Source organism: Curtobacterium sp. PhB172 (assembly GCF_003752545.1).
Taxonomy (GTDB): domain Bacteria; phylum Actinomycetota; class Actinomycetes; order Actinomycetales; family Microbacteriaceae; genus Curtobacterium.
Genome location: NZ_RKIF01000005.1, coordinates 505,722 through 525,185, shown reverse-complemented (window position 1 = coordinate 525,185; position 19,464 = coordinate 505,722). Strand labels below are relative to the sequence as shown.

Below are 19,464 nucleotides of genomic sequence, written 5' to 3'. Positions count from 1 at the left end.
ATCACATCTGCTATACACACAGAAGGCGGCGCCGGACGGAACGCACCCGTGTCCCGTCCGGCGCCGCGGTCTTCCGCCGGCCCCGCTGCCTCAGGCCCGACGTACCCGCAGGGTCACGATCTCGAAGGGCCGGAGCGTGAGCACGACCGGCTCCCCCGAGTCCCACGAGTCCCCCAGCGGGCGTTCCAGCAGGTCCACCGTCGCCACCGAAGCGACGTCGAACCCGAACGACACCCCGACGTCGGTCGCCCGACCGCCGGAGGCCTCGTACAGTCGCACGACCACGTCACCAGAGCGGTCCTCGGCGAGCTTCACGGCCTCGACGAGCACCTGCGGCGACGACAGCGAGACCAGCGGCGGAACCCCGGTCGAACCGGCGACAGCGCGCACCGGCAGGTTCAACCGGTAGCCGGAGTCGGCGGCGTCGAGCACCGAGGCCCCCACCCGCAGCACCGTCCGGAACACGTGGTGCCCCTGGTCGGCGTTCGGGTCCGGGAACGTCGGCCCGCGCAGCAACGACTCGCGCACGAGCGTCGTGGTGCCGCCGTCGGGCCGTGTGGAGCGCGTGATGTCGTGTCCGTACGTGGAGTCGTTCGCCACCGCGACGCCGAACCCGGGCTCGGCGACGTGCACCCAGCGGTGCGCCGACGTCTCGAAGCGGGCGTGGTCCCACGAGGTGTTCTGGTGGGTCGGCCGGTCGATGTGGCCGAACTGGATCTCGCTCGACGCGGACGACGCACGGACGTCCACCGGGAACGCGAGCTTCAGCAGCTTCTGGTGCTCGTGCCAGTCGACCTCGGTCTCGATGGTCAGTTCCGGCTCGCCCTCGACGGCGGAGTACCGGGTCGTGAGCGTCGACGACCCGAAGGACCGTTCCACCACGAGCGAGGAGCCGTCGATCGCGACCGACGACGCCGACAGGACGGTGCCGTTGCGCTGGTACGCACGGTCGATGTCCCACGCCTCCCACTGGTTCGGGGTGTCGCGGAAGACGGTGTACTCGGCAGCGGCCGCACCCGGTGCGATCGCGTCGCGTCCGCTGGCGCGGTCGACGAGCGACACGACGTGGCCGGCGCCGTCGATGGTCGCCGTGACGACGCCGGTGTCGAACACGAAGTGGTCGCCGGAGCGGACGGGAGGCACGGGTCGCGGTTCCGAGCCGAGCGAACCACCCAGGGCGGCCGCGTCTCCCGCCGCGACCGGCGAGGCGTTGAAGCGCACGACGTTCCCGGACGAGCCACTGCCGCCGACGGCGTCGGCACCGGACGGCGCGTCGAGCAGCGCACTGCTGCCGCCGGCGGCGGCCGACGACGAGGCCCCGACCCCGGCGAGCGCCGCAGCGCCCCCGTTCGCGAGTGCGGTCGTCGCGTTGCCGATCAGCCCCTCGAGCACCTGGGCGATCTGCGCGTAGTTCTCCTCGGCGTTCTCGTAGACCCAGGCGATCGAGGACCCCGGCAGGATGTCGTGGAACTGCTGCAGCAGGACGGTGTGCCAGGCGCGCTCGAGCTCTTCGTAGGGGTAGTCCAGCCCGAGGCGCACGGCCGCGGTCGACGCCCACAGCTCGGCTTCGCGGAGCAGGTGCTCGGAGCGGCGGTTGCCCTGCTTCGTGCGGATCTGCGACGTGTAGGTGCCGCGGTGGAACTCGAGGTACATCTCGCCGGACCACACGCCGGGGGTCGGCAGCACCCGTTCGAGCTCCTCGAAGACCTGGGCGGGGGTACCGAGCTGCACGCGGGGCGAGCCGTCCAGGTCGTGCTGGCGTCGGGCGGCCGCGACCATCTCGCGGGTGGGTCCGCCGCCGCCGTCACCGAAGCCGTAGAGCAGCATCGAGGTGTTCGCGACGCCACGCTCCTTGTTGTTCCGTTCGCCGCGGTGCAGGTCGGCGGCAGAGACGTCGGAGTTGTAGGTGTCGGCCGGCGGCAGGTGCGTCAGGACGCGCGAGCCGTCGATGCCCTCCCAGTGGAAGGAGGTGTGCGGGATGACGTTCGTCTCGTTCCACGACGGCTTCTGGGTGACGAACCACTTCGAGCCGGCGGCGCGGACGATCTGGGGCAGGGCGCCGGAGTAGCCGAACGAGTCGGGCAGCCAGGCCTCGGGGGTGTCGATGCCGAACTCCTCGAGGAAGAAGCGCTTGCCGGCGACGAACTGTCGGGCGAGCGCTTCACCACCGGGCAGGTTCGTGTCCGACTCGACCCACATGCCACCGACCGGGATCCACCGGCCCTCGGCGACGCGCTCCTTGATGCGGGCCCAGATCGACGGGTAGCCGTCGCGGATCCACGCGTACTGCTGCGCCGACGAGCAGGCGAAGGTGAAGTCCGGGTCGCGGTCCATCAGGTCGAGGACGTTCGAGAAGGTGCGGGCGCACTTGCGGATCGTCTCGCGCACCGGCCAGAGCCAGGCGGAGTCGATGTGGGCGTGGCCGACGGCGATCGCCCGGTGTGCGGCGGCACTGGCCGGCACGGCCAGGACGGGTGCGAGCACCTGACGAGCATCGGCTGCGGTGCCGGCGACGTCGTCGGGGTCGAGCGCGTCGGCTGCGAGCTCGAGGGCGTGCAGGATGTCGGCGCCGCGGGTGCCGTCCGTGGGGAGTTCCGCCATCAGGCCACGCAGGACCCAGAAGTCCTGCTGCAGCTCCCACACGGTGTCGTCGCGCTCGACGAGTTCGAGGGCGCGCACGCGGTAGATCGGCTTGTCACCCGCCGTGGAACGCGACCCGAGGGGCGTCGCGCCCTGGAACGAGTCGCCGCCGATGTCCGGGTTCGCGCCGGCCTCGACGTACAGCTCGAACGACTCCCCAGCGCCGACCTCGACCGGCACGGTGTCGTTGCGCGGCTCGACGCCCTTGATCGTGGAGCCGTCGGGCCGGTACGCCAGTCCCTCGGCCTGGAACCCCGGGTGCCGCTTCGTGAACCCGAGGTCGACGAGCAGTTCCGCAGTGGTCCCCGGCGCCGTGCCGAAGTCGGCGGGGACGGTGCCGGTGATCCGGAACCAGGTGGTCCCCCACGGTCGGCCGCCCCAGGCGCTGCCCACCGTGAACGGTGTGTACGCCTGCCGGACGGCGGAGTCGAACGGCACCGGCTCGTCCGGCACCTCCCACGCCTCGATCGTCACCGGCGCCGAGCGGCGGTGGACGGCGGGGTCGACACGGTCGCGGACGAGGCGGGCGATCCGGGCCTCGACGAGCGGTTCGTCCTGGTGCATGTGGTTCCTTTCGAGAGAGCCGGCCGGAGCCAGCGGATCAGCCCTTGATGCCGCCGGCGAGGGCGTTGCCGCCGCCGAGGCCTCGGGACACGATCACGTAGAGGGCGATGACGGGCACGGAGTAGACGATGGAGAACGCGGCGAGCTGTCCGTACGCGACCGCCCCGTTCTGCCCGAAGAAGTTGAAGATGCTCACCGCGGCGGGCACCTTGTCGGGCGAGAGCAGCAGGACGAACGGGACGAAGAAGTTCCCCCACGCCTGGATGAACACGAAGATGAACACGACGGCGATGCCCGGACGCATGAGCGGGACGACGATGCGCGTCAGGGTGGTCATCATCGACGCCCCGTCGGTCCACGCTGCTTCTTCGAGCGAGATCGGCACGGAGTCCATGAAGTTCTTCGCCATCCAGATCGCCATCGGCAGCGACGTCGCGGCGAGGAAGAAGATGCAGCCCCACACGTTGTCGATCAGGTTGAGCGACACGAACAGCGCGTAGACGGGCACCATCATGGCGGTGATCGGCAGGCCGGTCCCGAACAGGATGCTGTACAGGAACGGCTTGTTGACCCGCATCTTGTAGCGGGACAGCGGGTACGCGGCGAGCAGTGCGAAGACCACGGTGACGACCGCCGTGCCGCCGGAGAGCAGCAGGCTGTTCGCGAGTGGGATGAACGACAGCTCGGGCGTGAGCACCTTGGTGAAGTTGTCGAGCGTGAACTGCGTCGGCAGCTTCACGGACAGCGACGCCTGGGTGTCGACCGAGGCGAGGACGAGCCAGAGCAGCGGGACCGCGAAGCACACCGCGATGACGAGCAGCACGGTGTTCGCCACCCATCGCATGGTGCGGCCGCGGGGCGACGTCATGTGCAGCGAACCGGGAGCGGTCACCGAACGGGTGGTGGTCGGGTCGAGGGACGGGGCAGTGATGGCCATCAGTCCACCTCCGGCTTGAGGGCTCGGATGTAGATGATCGAGAAGACCGCCCCCACCACGAGCAGGATGGTCGCGATCGCGGTCCCGAAGCCGAGCTGCGAGAACTTGAACGCCTCTTGGTAGGCGAGGATCGGCAGGGTCGACGAGTTCGTGCCCGGCCCACCCCCGGTCATCACGAAGATGAGGGTGAAGACCGACAGCGTCTGCAGCGTCGTCAGCATGAGGTTCGTCGAGATGCTCCGTCGGATCACCGGCAGCGTGATGTAGACGAGGCGCTGCCACCCGGTGGCACCGTCGACCTCGGCGGACTCGGTGATCTCCTCGGGGACCTCCTGCACGGCGGCGGAGTAGACGAGCATCGAGAAGGCCGTGCCGCGCCAGATGTTCGCCAGGATCACGGCGAACATCGGGAACGTGTAGAGCCAGTTCGGTCCGCTGATGCCGATGGACTTCAGGAACTCGTTGAGCGTGCCCTCGTCGTTGAAGAACGCGTACGCGGCGAACGAGGCGACGATCTCCGGCAGGACCCAGGCGGCGACGACGAAGGTGCCGACGATCGCGCGGACGGCCTTGTTGGCGGAGCGCATCAGGAGTGCGAGGCCGAGCCCCAGCACGTTCTGTCCCACGACCGCCGAGGCGAGCAGGAACACGACCGTCAGGATGACGGACTTCGGGAAGTCCGGGTCCTGGAACAGTTCGACGTAGTTCTGGAAGCCGACGAACTGCTGGTCGGCAGCGCCGGCGCCGGTGAGCGCGGAGTTCGTGAACGACCCGTAGAACGACGAGATGACGGGGCCGAGCAGGAAGATGACGAGCAGGACGAGGGCGGGCAGGAGCGGGACCGCTCGACCGACGTTCCGCAGTGGTCGCCGCTTGCGCGGCACGGGTGGATCGGTGCGCTTCGGCGCACCGGGCGCCGACAGCGTCGGCGCGAGGGGGGTGCTGGACACGATGGGTGCCTTCCGGGTGCGGAGGGGTTCCGAAGGTGGGGAAGGACGGACGGGAGGCGCGGTGCGGGGCCGCCCCGCGCCTCCCGTCCGTCAGTGGGTGACGTCCGTCAACCAGCCGAGACGGTGTTCTCCTTGCCGACCACCTGCGTGACGGCCTTGTCGTACACGGCAGCCGCCTGCTTCGGTGTCTGCTGCCCGGTCATGACCGACTCCATCGCGACCTGGATCGCGTTGGACACCTGCGAGTAGTCACTCGTCGCCGGGCGGAAGTTCGTGTTCTCCACCAGTCCGGAGAAGAACTTGAACGTCGGGTTGGCGTCGGTGTAGGCGGTGTCGTCCGCGACGTCCTTGCGGACGGCGATCTGGCTGTTCTCGGTGTCGTACTTCAGCGAGCCGTCCTTGTCGAGGAAGCTCGTGATGAAGTCGAACGCCGCCTGCGGGTTCTTCGACTTCGCGCCGACCGCCAGGGTCCAACCGCCGGACATCGAGTTGTAGCCCGGGTCCTGACCGTTCTGCGTCGGCATCGGCGCCTGACCCATCACGTCGTTCCACTCGGCCCACGGCGCAGTGCCGGACTCGAGCCACGTGCCGGACTGCCACGAACCGTCGAGGTCGATCGCGAGCTTGCCCTTCGGCAGCCACGTCTGCGCGATGGTCGTGCCGACGTTCGTGTCGAGCGCCTGCTGCGGTGTCGGGCCGAGGCCGCCCTGGTAGACGTCCTTCACGAACTGCAGCGAGTCCTCGAACTGCTTCGAGCCCGTGACCCACTTCTTGTCCTTGTAGAGCGTGTTGCCGGAGCCGTCCGCCCCGTACAGGAGCATCTCGAAGCCCTGCATGGTCGACGCCTCGCCCTGCGCCTTGCCCGAGTAGATGTTGAACGGGATGAGGTCGGGCTTCTTGTCCTTGATCGTCTTCGCCGCGGCGAGCACGTCGTCCCAGGTCTTCGGCTGCCACGGCACGGGCAGGCCGACGGACTTGAAGATGTCCTTGTTGTACCAGAGAGCGCGGGTGTCGGTGCCCATCGGGACGCCGTAGATCTTGCCGTCGTCACCCTGGCCGGCCTGCTTGGCGTTGTCGAAGAACTGGTCCCAGTCCTTCCACTTCGCCGTGTACTTGTCGAGCGGCAGGAGGTAGCCGGCCTCGGCGTCGGCCTTGACGAGGAAGGTGTCCTCGTACATGACGTCGGGAGCCGTCGCGGGCGCCTTGTTCATGAGCGCGAGCTTCGTGTAGTAGTCGTTGCCCTGGGCCTGGATCGGGACGAGCGTGACCTTCTTGCCCGGGTTGTCCTTCTCGTACTCCTTCTTGACGACCTTCATCTGGGCGTCGAGCTGCTGGAAGGCTCCGAACTTCTGGTACGCGATCTTGATCGTGTCGCTCGAGGCGGACCCCGAGGCTGAGCAGCCTGCCAGGCCGACCGCGGCGACGGCCACGGCTGCGAGTCCGGCGATGATGCGGGTGCGTTTCATCGGTGCTCCTTTGCACGGGTGACATCCGCGGGCTCCATCGCCCGCGCGCAGGATTAGTCCAGCGTATGGACTTATCCGTGTCAAGGAGTTTCTTGCTTGGTGAGCAGAAGATGTCGGGTCCGTGCGGTCGACCCGACTTGTTCTGCTCACTGGATCGGGGTCGCGCTCCCCGTCACGGTGATCCCGCCAGTGGACGGGACGTCGACGAGCAGCAGACTCGGACGACCGACGTGCCGCCCCTGCCGGATGACGACGCGGTCCCCCGGCTCGACGGCACCGACCTCGCGCAGGTACGCCCCGGTGGACGCCGCAGCCGAACCGGTCGCCGGGTCCTCGGTGATGCGGCCGGCGGGGAACAGGTTCCGTGCCTCGTACTCGCGCTCCCCGGTACGGTGCAGCACCGTGACCGTCCCCTGCCAGCCGGCCTCGCGCTTGAGGTCGGCGAGGAGGCCGGGTGCGAACCGGAACTGGTGGAACAGCTCGCGGTCGTGCAGCACGAGCACCGGGTGCCAGTTGCCGGCGAAGGACTCGAGCACCGGGAAGCCCGGCGCGATGTCGTCGGCCGTGAGCCCGAGCAGGTCGAACAACCGGGCGAGGAGCGCCGGGTCGATGTCCCGCGTCGCCGGTTCGACGCTCGTCATCGCGACCCGGACCACCCCGTCCGGGCCGGTGGTGGCGTCGAGGGCGACCTCGCCGGCGGCCGTCGTGAACACCCGGCGGCCGAGCCCCTGCCGTTCGGCGAGCGCCACCGCGAGCGCGACCGTCGCGTGCCCGCAGAACGGCACCTCGGCGGCGGGCGAGAAGTAGCGGACGTGCGGGGCCGTCGCCGTGGCGCCGACGACGAACGCGGTCTCGGGGTAGCCGACCTCGCGGGCGACGGCGAGCATCTCGTCGTCGGTCAGTGCCGCTGCGTCGAGGACCAGTCCGGCGGGGTTGCCGCCTCCGGGCTCGGCGGCGAAGGCGGTGTACCGGAGGACGTCGATGCTCATGCTCCGACGCTACTGCGGGGACAGCGCCGACTGCTGATCACGCATGGTGAGCAGGAATGGTCGGGTCCGCTGAGCGAACCCGACCATTCCTGCTCACGAAGTGCGCCCGTGGGGCGTGGGGGGCTACTCCGCGGCCGCCGCCTTGCGACGGCGGACGATCAGGACGCCGGCACCCGCCGCGACCAGCAGGAGCGCGATGAGCGCACCGGCCCCGAGGCCCTCGGCACCCGTGAACGCGAGCTCGCCCGACGCCGTGATGGTGATCGGGGTCCAGCCCAGCACCGTGCCGTCCGCAGCGGTCACCACGATGCGGTGCTCGCCAGCCGGAGCATCGGCCGGGATCGTGACGCGCACCGTGCCGTCAGCGCCGACCGTCACCGTGCCGAGCAGCGTCGGGGTCGAGTACAGCCACACGTTCACCTGGTCACCGGCGTACCGCGTGCCCACCGTGACCGTGATGGTCTCCCCCGCGCGGGCCGACGACGGGGCCGAGACGCTCCCACGGTTCGTGTCCGTCAGGCCGGTCTCCGAGGGAGCCACCGGGGCGATCGGAGCGTCCGGCGACGGGGTCGGCGTCGGCGTCGGCGTCGATCCACCGGTCCCGGGGGTCGGCGCAGGCGTCGATCCGCCGTCACCCGGAGCAGGCGTGGGCGTCGGCGTCGGGTCGGTGCCCGGGTCCGTGCCGCCGCTCTCGCACGGGTACGTCCCAGTGCGGAGCGAGAACCCGTCCGTGTCGTTGTCGTCGGCGGTGAACGTTGCGCGCCCCCCGTCGGTGCAGACGCCGGAGATCGCGAAGCCCTCGTTGGCGAGCGTCCGGTTCGCGTTCGACGGCGCTTCGAAGACCTTCGCGGCGGTGAAGACACCGTCGGTCAGCTCGTACAGCGCGGTGCGTCCGGCGCAGGCGTCGTCGCACACCACCCAGAGCGCGTCGAGGGTCGGGTCGAACTGCACGTCGGCGACGACCGCGAACGGCGAACCGATGGTGGCAACGCGCTGGAACGAACCGTCCGCCATCAGGGCGTAGGCGGAGACGCTCGCGGTGCCCTCGACGCCGACGAAGAAGAGCCCCTCGCCGTGTCCGGCGTACGTCGACGGCGCGTAGGCCGCGCCGGTGTGCTCGTCGGCGAAGCCGTGCTCGGTGAGCCACGAGTCCGGGATCCAGGTGACGCCCTCGAGGCCGGCGTTCGCACCGAGCCCCGGGAAGTCGGCTGCGAGGTTCCACTCGTCGGTGGCGCGCAGGGTCGACTCGGATCCGTCGGTGGTGGCGTACCGCAGGACCGACGGACGGCTGGTCTTCGACACGTCGTTGTCCCGCTCGGTCGACACGTACACGGCGCCCGGGTCGTCGCTCGTGACGGTGACGCCCTCGGCGTCCGGGGTCCCCGTGCCGTCGGCGTACCGCAGGTCCGTGCCCGCGGCGTTCGACGGAGACCAGCCACCCTGACCGTCCGAGGTCAGGTGGTAGAGCAGGCCGTCGCCGTTCTGCACGGCCCAGAGCTGGCCGTCCTCGGACGTGCTGGACGTGGTCCAGTCGATGCCGCTCAGGTCACCGGTGAAGGTGTCCTCGTCGTCGAGCACGTTCTCGTCCTGGCCGCCGGGCCAGGGCTCGGCGGTGACGACTCCGGCGAACCGGTTCGCCGTGCCCTTCGTCGGCTCGGCGGTGTCGGCGAAGTCGCCGGTGCCGTCCGGGTTGCGGCCGTACGTGGCGGCAGCGTGGGCCGTCCACGAGTACGAGTCGACCAGCGCACCCCGCGGATCGAAGACCCGGGCGGAGTCGGCCTTGCCGAGCCCGAAGCCGAAGTCCATCTCGTCGAGGACGGTGAAGCCCCCGGCCGCGATCGTCGTGCCGGCGGGGATCGTGTACGCGTGGTCGTCCTCGCTGTCCCGCAGGACGTACCCGCCCAGGTCGACCGTGGTGCTGCCGACGTTGGTCAGCTCCACCCAGTCGCCGGGGGTGCCGTCCTGCGACTCGACCTCGTTGATGCGCACGGGCGAGGAGCAGTCGTTGGCGGCCCCCTTCGTCGACGCGGTGGTGTCGACCAGCGCACCGGTCCCGTCGGCGCACCGGCCGTACGTGACGACCGCGTGGCTCGTCCACGAGTACCGGAGCACCAGGTCGCCGGCGGGGTCGTACACCCGCGCGGTGTCGGCGCCGCCGAGTCCGAAGTCGAACCCGGGCGCGGTCGCCGAGAGCTGGTCGATGACGAAGTACCCGCCAGGGGCGATCGTCGAGCCGGCGGGCAGGACGTAGGCGTCGTGGGTGCTGTCGTCGTCGAGGAACGCGTAACCGGTCAGGTCGATCGACGCCGACGACGTGTTCTTCAGCTCGACCCAGTCGGTGTCGTCGCCGTTCGACTCGACCTCGTTGACGACGAGGCCGTTCCGAGCGGCGGCGCCGACGCTCGGGTCGTCGTCACCGACGGCGGCGAGTGCCGGGCCGGCCGTGACGACGCCGGCGCCGACGGCCAGCGCGGTGACGATGGCAGCACCGAGCCGCACGGAGCGGGGGCGCAGGGCAGGAGTGCGCATGCAGGTCCTTCTCGGGAGGGGAGGGGAGACCTGCACGACTGTTCAGCACCCGGGCATCCGACCGGTGGCCGCCCGGTGAACGACAGGTGTCGCGCTCGACGCCGCAACGCTCGACGTCAGCGGCGGATGAGCAGCCCGCTCGCCCGTGGTGACAACGCGGCGTCGAGCACCAGGCACGCTGCTCCCACCGCGGCGACGTCGGCACCACGGTCGCTCTCGACCACGTCGACCGCGTGCTTCGGCACGAGCAACGGCGACCCGACGATCGCCGCGCGGGCGGCCGGCAGTGCGGCGCTCGCGATGCGCGACCAGAACGGTCCGCCGAACACGACCCGGTCGATGTCGAGCAGGTTCACGATGACGACGGCGGCGTCGCCCATGACGGTGCCGGCCTCGGCGGCGAGCGTGGTCGCGGCCTCGTCGCCGTCGGCGATGGCCTCGGCGAGTTCGTCCCAGGCACGGTTCACCGCGTCGACCGACCCGTCGGACGGGACGGACCCGGCGGACGAGACGGGCGACACCGCACCAGCGCCGCCGCCGGACAACGCCACCCCCCGCTCCCGCGCGATCCGCACGAGTCGGTCCGGTGCCACGGCCGCACCCACCTCGCCGCGGGTGCCGGACCCGTCCGGGGTGCCGGCGAGCGATCGCTGGTCGACCATGATGTGCCCGGCGTCCCCGGCGTTCGACCCGACGCCGCGCACGGGTTCGTGGTCGACGACGAGCCCGACGCCGAACCCGGTGCCGAAGTACACGAACGCGAAGTTCCGCGCCGACGACTCCCCCGCCAGGAACATCTCGCCGACCGCGGCCGCCGTGACGTCCTTCTCGAGCAGGACGGGGTAGCCCGTGGCCTCGGCGAGCGCGTCGCGCAGGGGCACGTCCCGCCACCGGGGCAGGAACGGCGGGTCGACGACGATGCCGGCGTCGACGTCGATGGGGCCCGGGCTGGCGATCCCGACACCGAGCACTCCGTCGACGTCCACGCCCGCGTCGGCGATCAGGCCGTCGACGGCGGAGCCGATGGTGCGGACGACCTCGGACGGGTCGTCGGCGGTCGGGGTCGAGGTGGTGGACGAGGCGACGACGGTACCGGCCAGGTCGAGGAGCACGTAGGTGACGACGGCCGGGTCGACGTGCACGCCGACGGCGTAGCGGCTGCCGGGTTCGAGCCGCAGGATGGTGCGGGGCTTGCCCCGACCGGCGACGACGGTGCCGGACTCGACGATCATGCCGGCCTCGATCAGGAACCGCGTGACGTTCGACACGGTCTGCGCGCTGAGGCCCGTTCGCGAGGCGAGTTCGACGCGGCTCAGGCCGTCCGGCGACCGTCGGACGGCATCGAGCACGACCGTGCGGTTGAACCCGCCGATCGACGGGAGGTTCGCTCCACGCCGATGTTCTGCCATTCCGCGACCATACCGCGGCAACGGTGCGGTCTCGGTCTGCCGTCCGCGCTGGCCCCCACACGGGTCGCACCGTTACCCTGGCCGCATGGCCGACCTGCGTCTCGAAGAACTCTCCGCGAAGACCGCTGCCGCGGCGAACTCCCTGACGCTCAAGCCGGGCCAGGAACAGTTCGTGCAGCCGACCACCTACGGGGTCGCCGAGTCCGACGTCAAGCCGAGCTCCGCGTGGACCCGTGTGGTCCTGGACGGCGACGAGGTCCTGGGCCTCATCATCGGTTCGTTCGACGCGGACAACGCGCAGGAAGAGCTGCGCAGCGCCATCTGGCGGGTCAACGTCGCCGGCACCGCGCAGGGTCGCGGCGTCGGCCGCTTCGCCGTGCACGGCCTGGCCGACGAAGCGCGCAGCCGCGGGCAGGAACGCCTGACGGTCGTGTACGAGCCCGGTGGCGACGACAGCCCCGAGGCGTTCTTCCGCGCCGTGGGCTTCGAGGTCGTCCGCGAGACCCAGTACGGCGACCACTTCGCGGTCCTGACGCTCTAGCGTTCTCCAACGACGTGCCCGAGGACGACGCCCCCGCGCCGGAGCAGGACTTCGGGGCGGCGGTGGCCGAGGTGGTCCGGATGATCCCGCCGGGTCACGTCATGACGTACGGCGACGTCGCCGCAGCGCTCGGCTCACGCGCGTCGCGTGCGGTCGGCAAGGTGATGGCGCACGAGGGCGCCGACCTGCCCTGGTGGCGCGTGGTGCGCGCAGGTGGGCACCCGCCGCTGCACCACGAGGCCCGTGCGCTCCAGCACTACCGCGCCGAGGGGACGCCGCTCGTGCAGGGGACGGCGGCCTGGAGGCTCGACATGCGTCGTGCCCGCTGGTCGCCGTCCACGGATGCGGACGACCCGTTCTGACGTGCGGCCCGCGCACGTCGGCCGTCCGTCCGCCGGAGGTCAGCGCTCGAAGCGCTCGCCCTTCGGGCTGGTCGGGATCAGGCACAGCACGTACACGACGAGCGAGCCGATGCCGGGCACGACGTGCAGGAACTGCCAGAAGCCGGACAGACCGGCGTCGTGCAGCCGTCGGGCGCCGAGGGCGAGCGACCCGATCAGGGTCGCGAGACCCCAGAGGACGAACAGGTAGGACCCGACGGGGTTCTCGAACAGCGCGGTGTCCGGCGTGAACGCCTGCGGGACGAGCTGCAGCACCAGTCCGATCGCGAGCGACGTGATCCACCACCACCAGAACTCGGCACGCGAGGCCCGTCCGGTGAACACGGTGTACTTCCGCCAGAACCGCCGGACGGCCTCGGTGAAGGGTGCGCCGTAGAAGGGGTCGCGCAGGGCGACGCCGCCGGGCTGCACGCTGTCGTTGCTCATGGAGCAAGCCAACCACGTGGTGCAGCCCGGCTGCGTCCTACACGAGCGAGTCGCGCCAGGCCGCGTGCAGCTGGGCGAACCGCCCGGTACCCGAGATGAGGTCGGCGGGGGTGCCGTCCTCGACGATCTTCCCGTGTTCCATCACGAGCACGCGGTGGGCGATCGCGACCGTGGACAGGCGGTGCGCGATGATCACCGCGGTGCGGTCGGCGAGCAGGGTCTCGAGCCCTTCCTGCACCAGCCGCTCCGAGGGGATGTCGAGCGACGCCGTGGCCTCGTCGAGGATGAGCACCTTCGGGTCCGCGATGAACGCCCGCGCGAACGAGAGCAGCTGCCGCTGTCCCGCCGAGACACGACCGCCACGCTTGTTCACGTCGGTGTCGTACCCGTCGGGGAGCGCCATGATGAACTCGTGCGCGCCGACCGCCTTGGCGGACGCCTCGATCTCGGCGCGGGAGGCCCCCGGCTTGCCGAGCGCGATGTTGTCCGCGACCGTGCCGGAGAACAGGTACGCCTCCTGCGTGACCATGACGATCGCGCGGCGCATGTCCTTCGTGTCGAGGTCGCGCAGGTCCACGCCGTCGAGCCGCACGGAACCGTGCGACGGGTCGTAGAAGCGCGCCATCAGCTTGGCGAGCGTCGACTTGCCGGCGCCGGTGGACCCGACGAGCGCGATGGTCTGCCCGGACGGGATGTGCAGGTCGAACTCCGGCAGGACGACCTTGCCCGCGTTGTACGCGAACACGACCTCGTCGAAGTCCATCTTGCCCGTGGCGTCGGCCAGCTTGGTCGGCTTCACGGGGTCCGGCACGCTCGGTCGTTCCTCGAGGACGCCGGAGATCTTCTCCATCGCCGCCGAGGCCGACTGGTACCCGTTGTAGAACATCGCGAGCTCCTGCGCCGGGTCGAAGAAGCGCTTGGCGTACAGCGCGACTGCGAGCAGCGCACCGACCTCGAGCGTCCCGCCGACGATCCGGAACCCGCCGACGATGACGACCGCGGCGAGCGTTGCGTTGCCGATGAGCACGAGCACCGGGTCGAACGTCCCGAACAGGTTGAACACCTTCGTGTTCGCCAGCCGGTAGTCCTCGACGAAGCCGCCGTACTCGTCCTTGTTGCGGGACTCCTTGCGGAACGCCTGCACGGCGCGGATGCCCGTCATCGTCTCGACGAAGTGCACGATCACGCGCGCCGAGGTGACGCGGGTGGCGCGGAACAGCGTCTGCGAGTTCTTCTGGAACCAGCGGATCAGGAACCAGAGCGGCACCAGCGACACCGCGAGCACGAGCCCGGACGTCGGGTCGAGCAGCACCAGGGCCACGGCGGTGAACACCATGTACAGCACGCCCTGGATGAGCTGGTTCAGGCCGGAGTCGAGCAGCTCGCGGATCGAGTCGAGGTCACTCGTCTGGCGGGAGATGATCCGGCCGGACGTGTAGGTCTCGTGGAACTCGAGCGACAGCCGCTGCGTGTGCAGGAACACCCGCTTGCGCAGGTCGAACAGGATCGCCTGGCTGATCCGTGCGGCGAGCACGGTGTACCAGGCGGTGAGCACCGCGCCGAGGACGGCCACGACGATGTACGTCGCGACGACGCCGAACGCCGGCACCCAGTCGTTCTGGTCCATCACGGCGGGCAGGGCGTTGTCGATGCCCCACGCGATGAGCGCCGGACCCGCGACGGTGCCCGCCGTGGAGACCACGACGACGATCCCGAGCAGCACCAGGCGGAGCTTCAGCGGGGCCGCGAGGGAACCGAGCAGGGCGAGGGAGCGACGCCGCAGGCGCTTGCTCTCCGCCTTGGTGAAGTCCTCGCGCTCCTCGCCGCGCACGCCCAGGGTGGTGATCGAGGCGGTGACGGGCGCGGCAGACTGCGCGTCGGCGATGTCGTCGACGACGGGATCCGCGCCTCCCGGCCCGGCCGACGTGTCGAGCGGAAGGTTCTTCTCTTGCTGGCTCATGCCATCGCCTCCTGTCGTGCGGTCGCGTCGTCGTCGTCGAGCGACGAGATGACGTAGCGGTAGTGCTCGTTGGTGGCCATCAGGTCGTGGTGGGTCCCGACGGCGGTGACGACGCCGTTCTCCATCAGGGCGACCCGGTCGGCCAGCGTCACCGTCGACGGACGGTGCGCCACGATGAGCGACGTCGTCTCGGCGAGGACGCGGCGGAGGCCGGCCTCGACCCGCGCCTCGGTGTCGACGTCGAGCGCCGACAGCGGGTCGTCGAGGACCAACACCGACGGCCGCGCGGCGATCGCACGGGCCAGCGCCAGACGCTGTCGCTGTCCACCGGACAGCGAAAGCCCCTCTTCGCCCACCCGGGTGTCCACGCCGTCGGGCAGGTCGTCCACGAAGGACGCCTGCGCGATGTCGAGTGCCTCGCGCATGAGTGCCTCGGCCTCGGCACCCTGCACGTCCGGTCGACCGAGCAGCACGTTCTCACGCACGGTCGACGAGAACAGGGTGGCGTCCTCGAAGGCGACGCCGACGTGCCGGCGCAGTTCCTCGCGGGTGAGGTCGCGGATGTCGACCCCGTCGATCGTCACCGATCCGCCGGTCACGTCGTACAGGCGCGGCACCAGCGAGAGCAGCGTCGTTTTGCCGCAGCCCGTGAGCCCGACGAGCGCCATGGTCTCGCCCGGCTGCAGCTGCAGCTCGACGCCGTTGATCAGGTCCGGGTACTGCGGCGCGGAGTCCTGGTACCGGAAGTGCACGCCGTTGAACGACAGTGCACCGTGCGGCTCCGCGATCGTCTTCGGGTCCTTCGGGTCCGTGATGGTGTTCTCGGAGTCCATGACCTCGAAGAAGCGGTCGACCGCCGTGCGGGTGTCGAACGTCATCGAGAGCAGGAAGCCGATCGACTCGATCGGGAACCGCAGCACGGTCGCCGTCGCGAAGAACGCGAACAGCTGACCGACGGTCATCTCGCCCTGCGACGCCAGCCAGATGCCGGCGAGCAGGCACAGCGCGAACGCGACGTCCGGCACGAGCAGCAGCCACAGCCAGATGCTCGCGATGGCCTTCGCCTTCTTGATCTCCGTGCCACGCAGGGCTTCGGCCTGCTCGCTGAACTCCTCGAGCTTCGACCCGCCGCGGCCGAACGCCTTGAGCACGCGGATGCCGTGCACCGACTGCTCGACGCTCGTCGCGAGGTCACCGACCTGGTCCTGGCTGCGGCGCGCGACGACGGAGTACCGACGCTCGAACAGCAGCCCGTTGATCCACAGCGGGATCGACGCGATCAGGAAGATCAGCCCGAGCAGCCACCCGAAGGTGAACAGCACGACGAAGCCGACGACGATCGTCACGACGTTCACGACGAGCAGGACGACACCGAAGGCCAGCCAGCGGCGGATCAACGACAGATCCGACACGGAACGGGACAGCAGCTGCCCCGACTCCCACCGGTCGTGGAACGCGACGGGCAGGTCCTGCAGCTTCGCGTACAGCGAGTTCCGCATGCTGGCCTCGATCCGCGTCGAGGGCCGCATCACCATCCGGCGGCGCGAGGCGATGAAGAACGCCTCGAGCACACCGAGGGCGAGCACACCGAGGCCGGCGGGCCAGATCTGTGCGCCGTCCTTCGATGACAGCGGGCCGTCGACGAGCCACTGCAGGACGTAGGGGATTGCGAGCGCCACCAAGGAGGCTCCCATCGCTGCGGCCATGCCGCCGATGAGGCGCCCCTGGTAGGGCTTCACGTAGGGGTAGATCCGCGCGATCGCGCGGAAGGTGGACGGGCGCGCCGTGGTGGGCGACTTGGACATGCGTTGCGTCCTCATGCGTCTGCCGGGTCCCCGGGTCGCGCTGCGCCCTGGCCGCCTGCTGCTTGCGTGCTGCTGGCGTGCGGTGCGTGCGCGGCCTCGACCTGGAGGCTCGGTGTGGCGTTGCGTGGTGATCATCGGCCGAGCGCGTGGTCGCGCCTCCGCCGTCACTCGCGTGACGTCGGTCGGGCCGGAGGGCACCGGGAGACACTCGTCCCCCGGGTTCAGGCGGGTGGTTCGCGGACGCTGGTCGTGCGGCGCCGCGAGGCCGTGGGAACGGCCTGGCTAGACGGCGGCCGCGACGCGCGGTCGCGGTGCGATCAGGGATCGCCGTGCGGGAGTGGTCCCCACGACGGACACGAGACCTGCACGGGCGGCCGTCGCCACGGTTCCGGTCATGTTGTCCATCGTCACTCCAGTCGTCGTCTTCGTCACCGTTGTGTCCGCGGTGCCACCGGTCCCGAGGGACCGTCGGCTGCCTGTCGCGGAGCCTTACAGACTATTCACAGTGACTCTCAGCGCGCAATAGGGTGCCGCGATTTGTTCACTGCAGTGGACGAAGTGGTGCTCGCCTCAGTGCTCGCCTCAGTGCTCGCCTCAGTGCTCGCATCAGTGGAAGAAGTGGCGCTCGCCCGTGAAGTACATCGTGACGCCCGCGGCCGTCGCCGCGGCGATGACCTCGTCGTCGCGGACGCTGCCACCGGGCTGGGCCACCGCGCGCACACCGGCGTCGAGCAGCACCTGCAGGCCGTCGGCGAACGGGAAGAACGCATCGGACGCCGCGACACTGCCGGTCGCGCGGTCACCGGCACGGTTCACCGCGAGGTGGCACGAGTCCACCCGGTTGACCTGGCCCATGCCGACCCCGACGCTCGCACCCTGGTTCGCCAGCAGGATGGCGTTCGACTTGACCGAACGGCTCGCCTTCCACGCGAAGGCCAGGTCGGCGAGGGTCTGGTCGTCGGCGGGCTCGCCGGCGACCAGGGTCCACGTGGACTGGTCGAACGCCGTGAAGCGGTCGGCGTCCTGCACCAGGAAGCCGCCGGAGATCTGCTTGACCTCGCGCGGCGCCAGGGCGAAGTCGGCCGGCAGCGTGAGCAGGCGGATGTTCTTCTTGCGCGACAGGATCTCGAGCGCCTCGGGGTCGAAGCCCGGGGCGACGACGACCTCGGTGAAGATGTCCTTCACGGTCTCGGCCATCGCCACGGTGACCGGACGGTTCGCGGCGATGACCCCACCGAACGCCGACAGCGGGTCGCAGGCGTGCGCGGCGGCGTGGGCCGAGGCGATCGGGTCGGCGGCGTCCGCCGGGGCGATCGCGATGCCGCACGGGTTGGCGTGCTTGATGATCGCGACGGCGGGGGTGTCGAAGTCGAACGCCGCACGGACGGCCGCGTCGGCGTCGACGTAGTTGTTGTACGACATCTCCTTGCCGTGCAGCTGCGTCGCCTGCGCGATGCCGGCGCCGTCGGTGCTCGTGTACAGCGCGGCTGCCTGGTGCGCGTTCTCGCCGTAGCGGAGCGTGGCCGACAGGTCGGCGGTGAAGCCGAGGTGCTCGTCGAAGGCGCCGGGCGTCTGGATGTCGCCGCTGGTCGTCGGCGCCGCAGCGGCCGCCACGACGTCGCTGGCGAAGTAGGACGCCACCGCGGTGTCGTACGCCGCGGTGTGCGCGAACGCCTGGGCCGCCAGACGCTTGCGGAGCTCGAGCGAGGTGCCGCCGGCGCGGACGGCCTCGACGACCTCGGCGTAGGACGACGGCGAGACGACGATCGCGACGTTCGGGTGGTTCTTCGCCGACGCACGGACCATCGCGGGGCCGCCGATGTCGACGTTCTCGACCACGGTCGCGGTGTCGGCACCAGAGGCCACCGTCTCGACGAACGGGTACAGGTTCACGACGACGAGCTCGAACGCCGCGATCCCGAGGTCGGCGAGCTGCTGCTCGTGCGACTCGAGGCGCAGGTCGGCGAGCAGACCGGCGTGCACCGAGGGGTGCAGCGTCTTGACCCGGCCGTCGAGCGACTCCGGGAACCCGGTGACGCTCGCGACGTCGGTGACGGCGTACCCGGCGTCACGGATCGTCTGGGCGGTGGACCCCGTCGACACGATCTCGACACCCGACTCGGCGAGGGCGCCGGCGAGCTCGAGCAGGCCGGACTTGTCGCTCACCGAGATGAGTGCCCGGCGGACCGGCACCACGTCACGGTCGCGGTAGAGGCTGGGGTCGGCTGCGTGCACGCTCATGCGCTCGGGGTGCCCTTCAGGTCGGTGGTGCCGTTGGCGATGTCGAGGATGGTCTGGATGAGCAGGCGGCGCTCGACCGGCTTGATGCGGTCGTGCAGCGTCGACTCGGAGTCGCCCGGCAGCACGGGGACGCGCTCCTGGGCCAGGATCGGGCCGGCGTCGACGCCGTCGTCGACCGCGATGACGCTCGCGCCGGTCTCGGTGACTCCGGCTGCCAGGGCGTCCCGCACGCCGTGGGCGCCGGGGAACTCGGGCAGGTACGCCGGGTGGGTGTTGATGATGCCCGGGGCGAACTCGGACACCACGGCCGGGGGCAGCAGGCGCATCAGGCCGGAGAGCACGAGCAGGTCGGGCGACCACGGGCGGATCTGCTCGGCGAGCTCGTCGCCCCAGGCCGCGCGCGAGTCGAAGCGGGAGAACGGCACCGTGAAGGTCGGGATCGAGAACTCCTCGCCCAGACCGAGACCCTCGGCATCGCGGTCGGCACCGATGGCGACGACACGGGCGGGGTACTCGGCGTCGAAGGTCGCTTCGAGCAGGGCTCGGAGGTTCGACCCGGTACCGGAGATCAGGACGACCAGTTCGAGCACGGCACCAACCCTACCG

General features: G+C 70.4%; 14 protein-coding genes. 2 read left to right on the top strand and 12 right to left on the bottom strand.

The features are described 5' to 3' along the window. Positions 1–90: 90 nt before the first annotated feature. The 7 genes from EDF42_RS03560 to EDF42_RS03530 form a co-directional block, all read right to left on the bottom strand. Positions 91–3,204 carry a glycoside hydrolase family 38 C-terminal domain-containing protein gene (locus EDF42_RS03560; RefSeq protein WP_123340950.1) on the bottom strand — a complete coding sequence of 1,038 codons (3,114 nt, stop codon included), beginning with the start codon at positions 3,202–3,204 and terminating at the stop codon, positions 91–93. A gap of 37 nt (positions 3,205–3,241) precedes the next feature. After that, positions 3,242–4,141, bottom strand: coding sequence for a carbohydrate ABC transporter permease (locus EDF42_RS03555; RefSeq protein WP_333925055.1), 900 nt, complete (start codon positions 4,139–4,141; stop codon positions 3,242–3,244). Next, positions 4,141–5,091 carry a carbohydrate ABC transporter permease gene (locus tag EDF42_RS03550; protein ID WP_111085332.1) on the bottom strand — a complete coding sequence of 317 codons (951 nt, stop codon included), beginning with the start codon at positions 5,089–5,091 and terminating at the stop codon, positions 4,141–4,143. Before EDF42_RS03550 ends, EDF42_RS03555 begins: the two co-directional genes overlap by 1 nt. Before the next feature lie 107 nt (positions 5,092–5,198). Then, positions 5,199–6,557 (bottom strand): extracellular solute-binding protein, encoded by a 1,359-nt coding sequence (locus EDF42_RS03545; RefSeq protein ID WP_123671468.1) that lies wholly within the window; start codon positions 6,555–6,557, stop codon positions 5,199–5,201. A gap of 146 nt (positions 6,558–6,703) precedes the next feature. Beyond that, on the bottom strand, positions 6,704–7,546 hold the full coding sequence (locus EDF42_RS03540) for a PhzF family phenazine biosynthesis protein (protein WP_123671467.1): 843 nt from the start codon (positions 7,544–7,546) through the stop codon (positions 6,704–6,706). A gap of 123 nt (positions 7,547–7,669) precedes the next feature. Continuing rightward, the gene (locus EDF42_RS03535; protein ID WP_123671466.1) at positions 7,670–10,075 is read right to left on the bottom strand and encodes a lamin tail domain-containing protein; all 2,406 of its coding nucleotides are present in this window, start codon (positions 10,073–10,075) and stop codon (positions 7,670–7,672) included. 116 nt (positions 10,076–10,191) lie between these two features. Then, complete coding sequence (locus EDF42_RS03530; RefSeq protein ID WP_123671465.1) at positions 10,192–11,484, bottom strand: ROK family transcriptional regulator; 1,293 nt, start codon at positions 11,482–11,484, stop codon at positions 10,192–10,194. Positions 11,485–11,569: 85 nt separating this feature from the next. Here EDF42_RS03530 and EDF42_RS03525 point away from each other — a divergent pair, with 85 nt between their 5' ends. Then, positions 11,570–12,025, top strand: coding sequence for a GNAT family N-acetyltransferase (locus tag EDF42_RS03525; protein ID WP_111085338.1), 456 nt, complete (start codon positions 11,570–11,572; stop codon positions 12,023–12,025). A gap of 14 nt (positions 12,026–12,039) precedes the next feature. After that, positions 12,040–12,387: an MGMT family protein gene (locus EDF42_RS03520; protein WP_235035781.1), complete on the top strand. Its 348-nt coding sequence runs from the start codon at positions 12,040–12,042 to the stop codon at positions 12,385–12,387. 39 nt (positions 12,388–12,426) lie between these two features. Here the strand turns inward: EDF42_RS03520 and EDF42_RS03515 are convergent, their stop codons facing one another. The 5 genes from EDF42_RS03515 to purN all read right to left on the bottom strand — a co-directional run bounded on the left by EDF42_RS03515 (position 12,427) and on the right by purN (position 19,448). Further along, positions 12,427–12,852: a DUF805 domain-containing protein gene (locus EDF42_RS03515; protein WP_123671464.1), complete on the bottom strand. Its 426-nt coding sequence runs from the start codon at positions 12,850–12,852 to the stop codon at positions 12,427–12,429. 37 nt (positions 12,853–12,889) lie between these two features. After that, complete coding sequence (locus EDF42_RS03510) at positions 12,890–14,698, bottom strand: ABC transporter ATP-binding protein (protein WP_123671580.1); 1,809 nt, start codon at positions 14,696–14,698, stop codon at positions 12,890–12,892. Between the two features lie 110 nt (positions 14,699–14,808). Further along, positions 14,809–16,617, bottom strand: a complete 1,809-nt coding sequence (locus tag EDF42_RS03505) for an ABC transporter ATP-binding protein (RefSeq protein ID WP_123671463.1) — start codon at positions 16,615–16,617, stop codon at positions 14,809–14,811. Between the two features lie 606 nt (positions 16,618–17,223). Beyond that, positions 17,224–18,858, bottom strand: a complete 1,635-nt coding sequence (purH, locus tag EDF42_RS03500; RefSeq protein WP_123671462.1) for a bifunctional phosphoribosylaminoimidazolecarboxamide formyltransferase/IMP cyclohydrolase — start codon at positions 18,856–18,858, stop codon at positions 17,224–17,226. Beyond that, positions 18,855–19,448: a phosphoribosylglycinamide formyltransferase gene (gene purN / locus EDF42_RS03495; RefSeq protein WP_123671461.1), complete on the bottom strand. Its 594-nt coding sequence runs from the start codon at positions 19,446–19,448 to the stop codon at positions 18,855–18,857. Before purN ends, purH begins: the two co-directional genes overlap by 4 nt. Between the last annotated feature and the right edge of the window lie 16 nt (positions 19,449–19,464).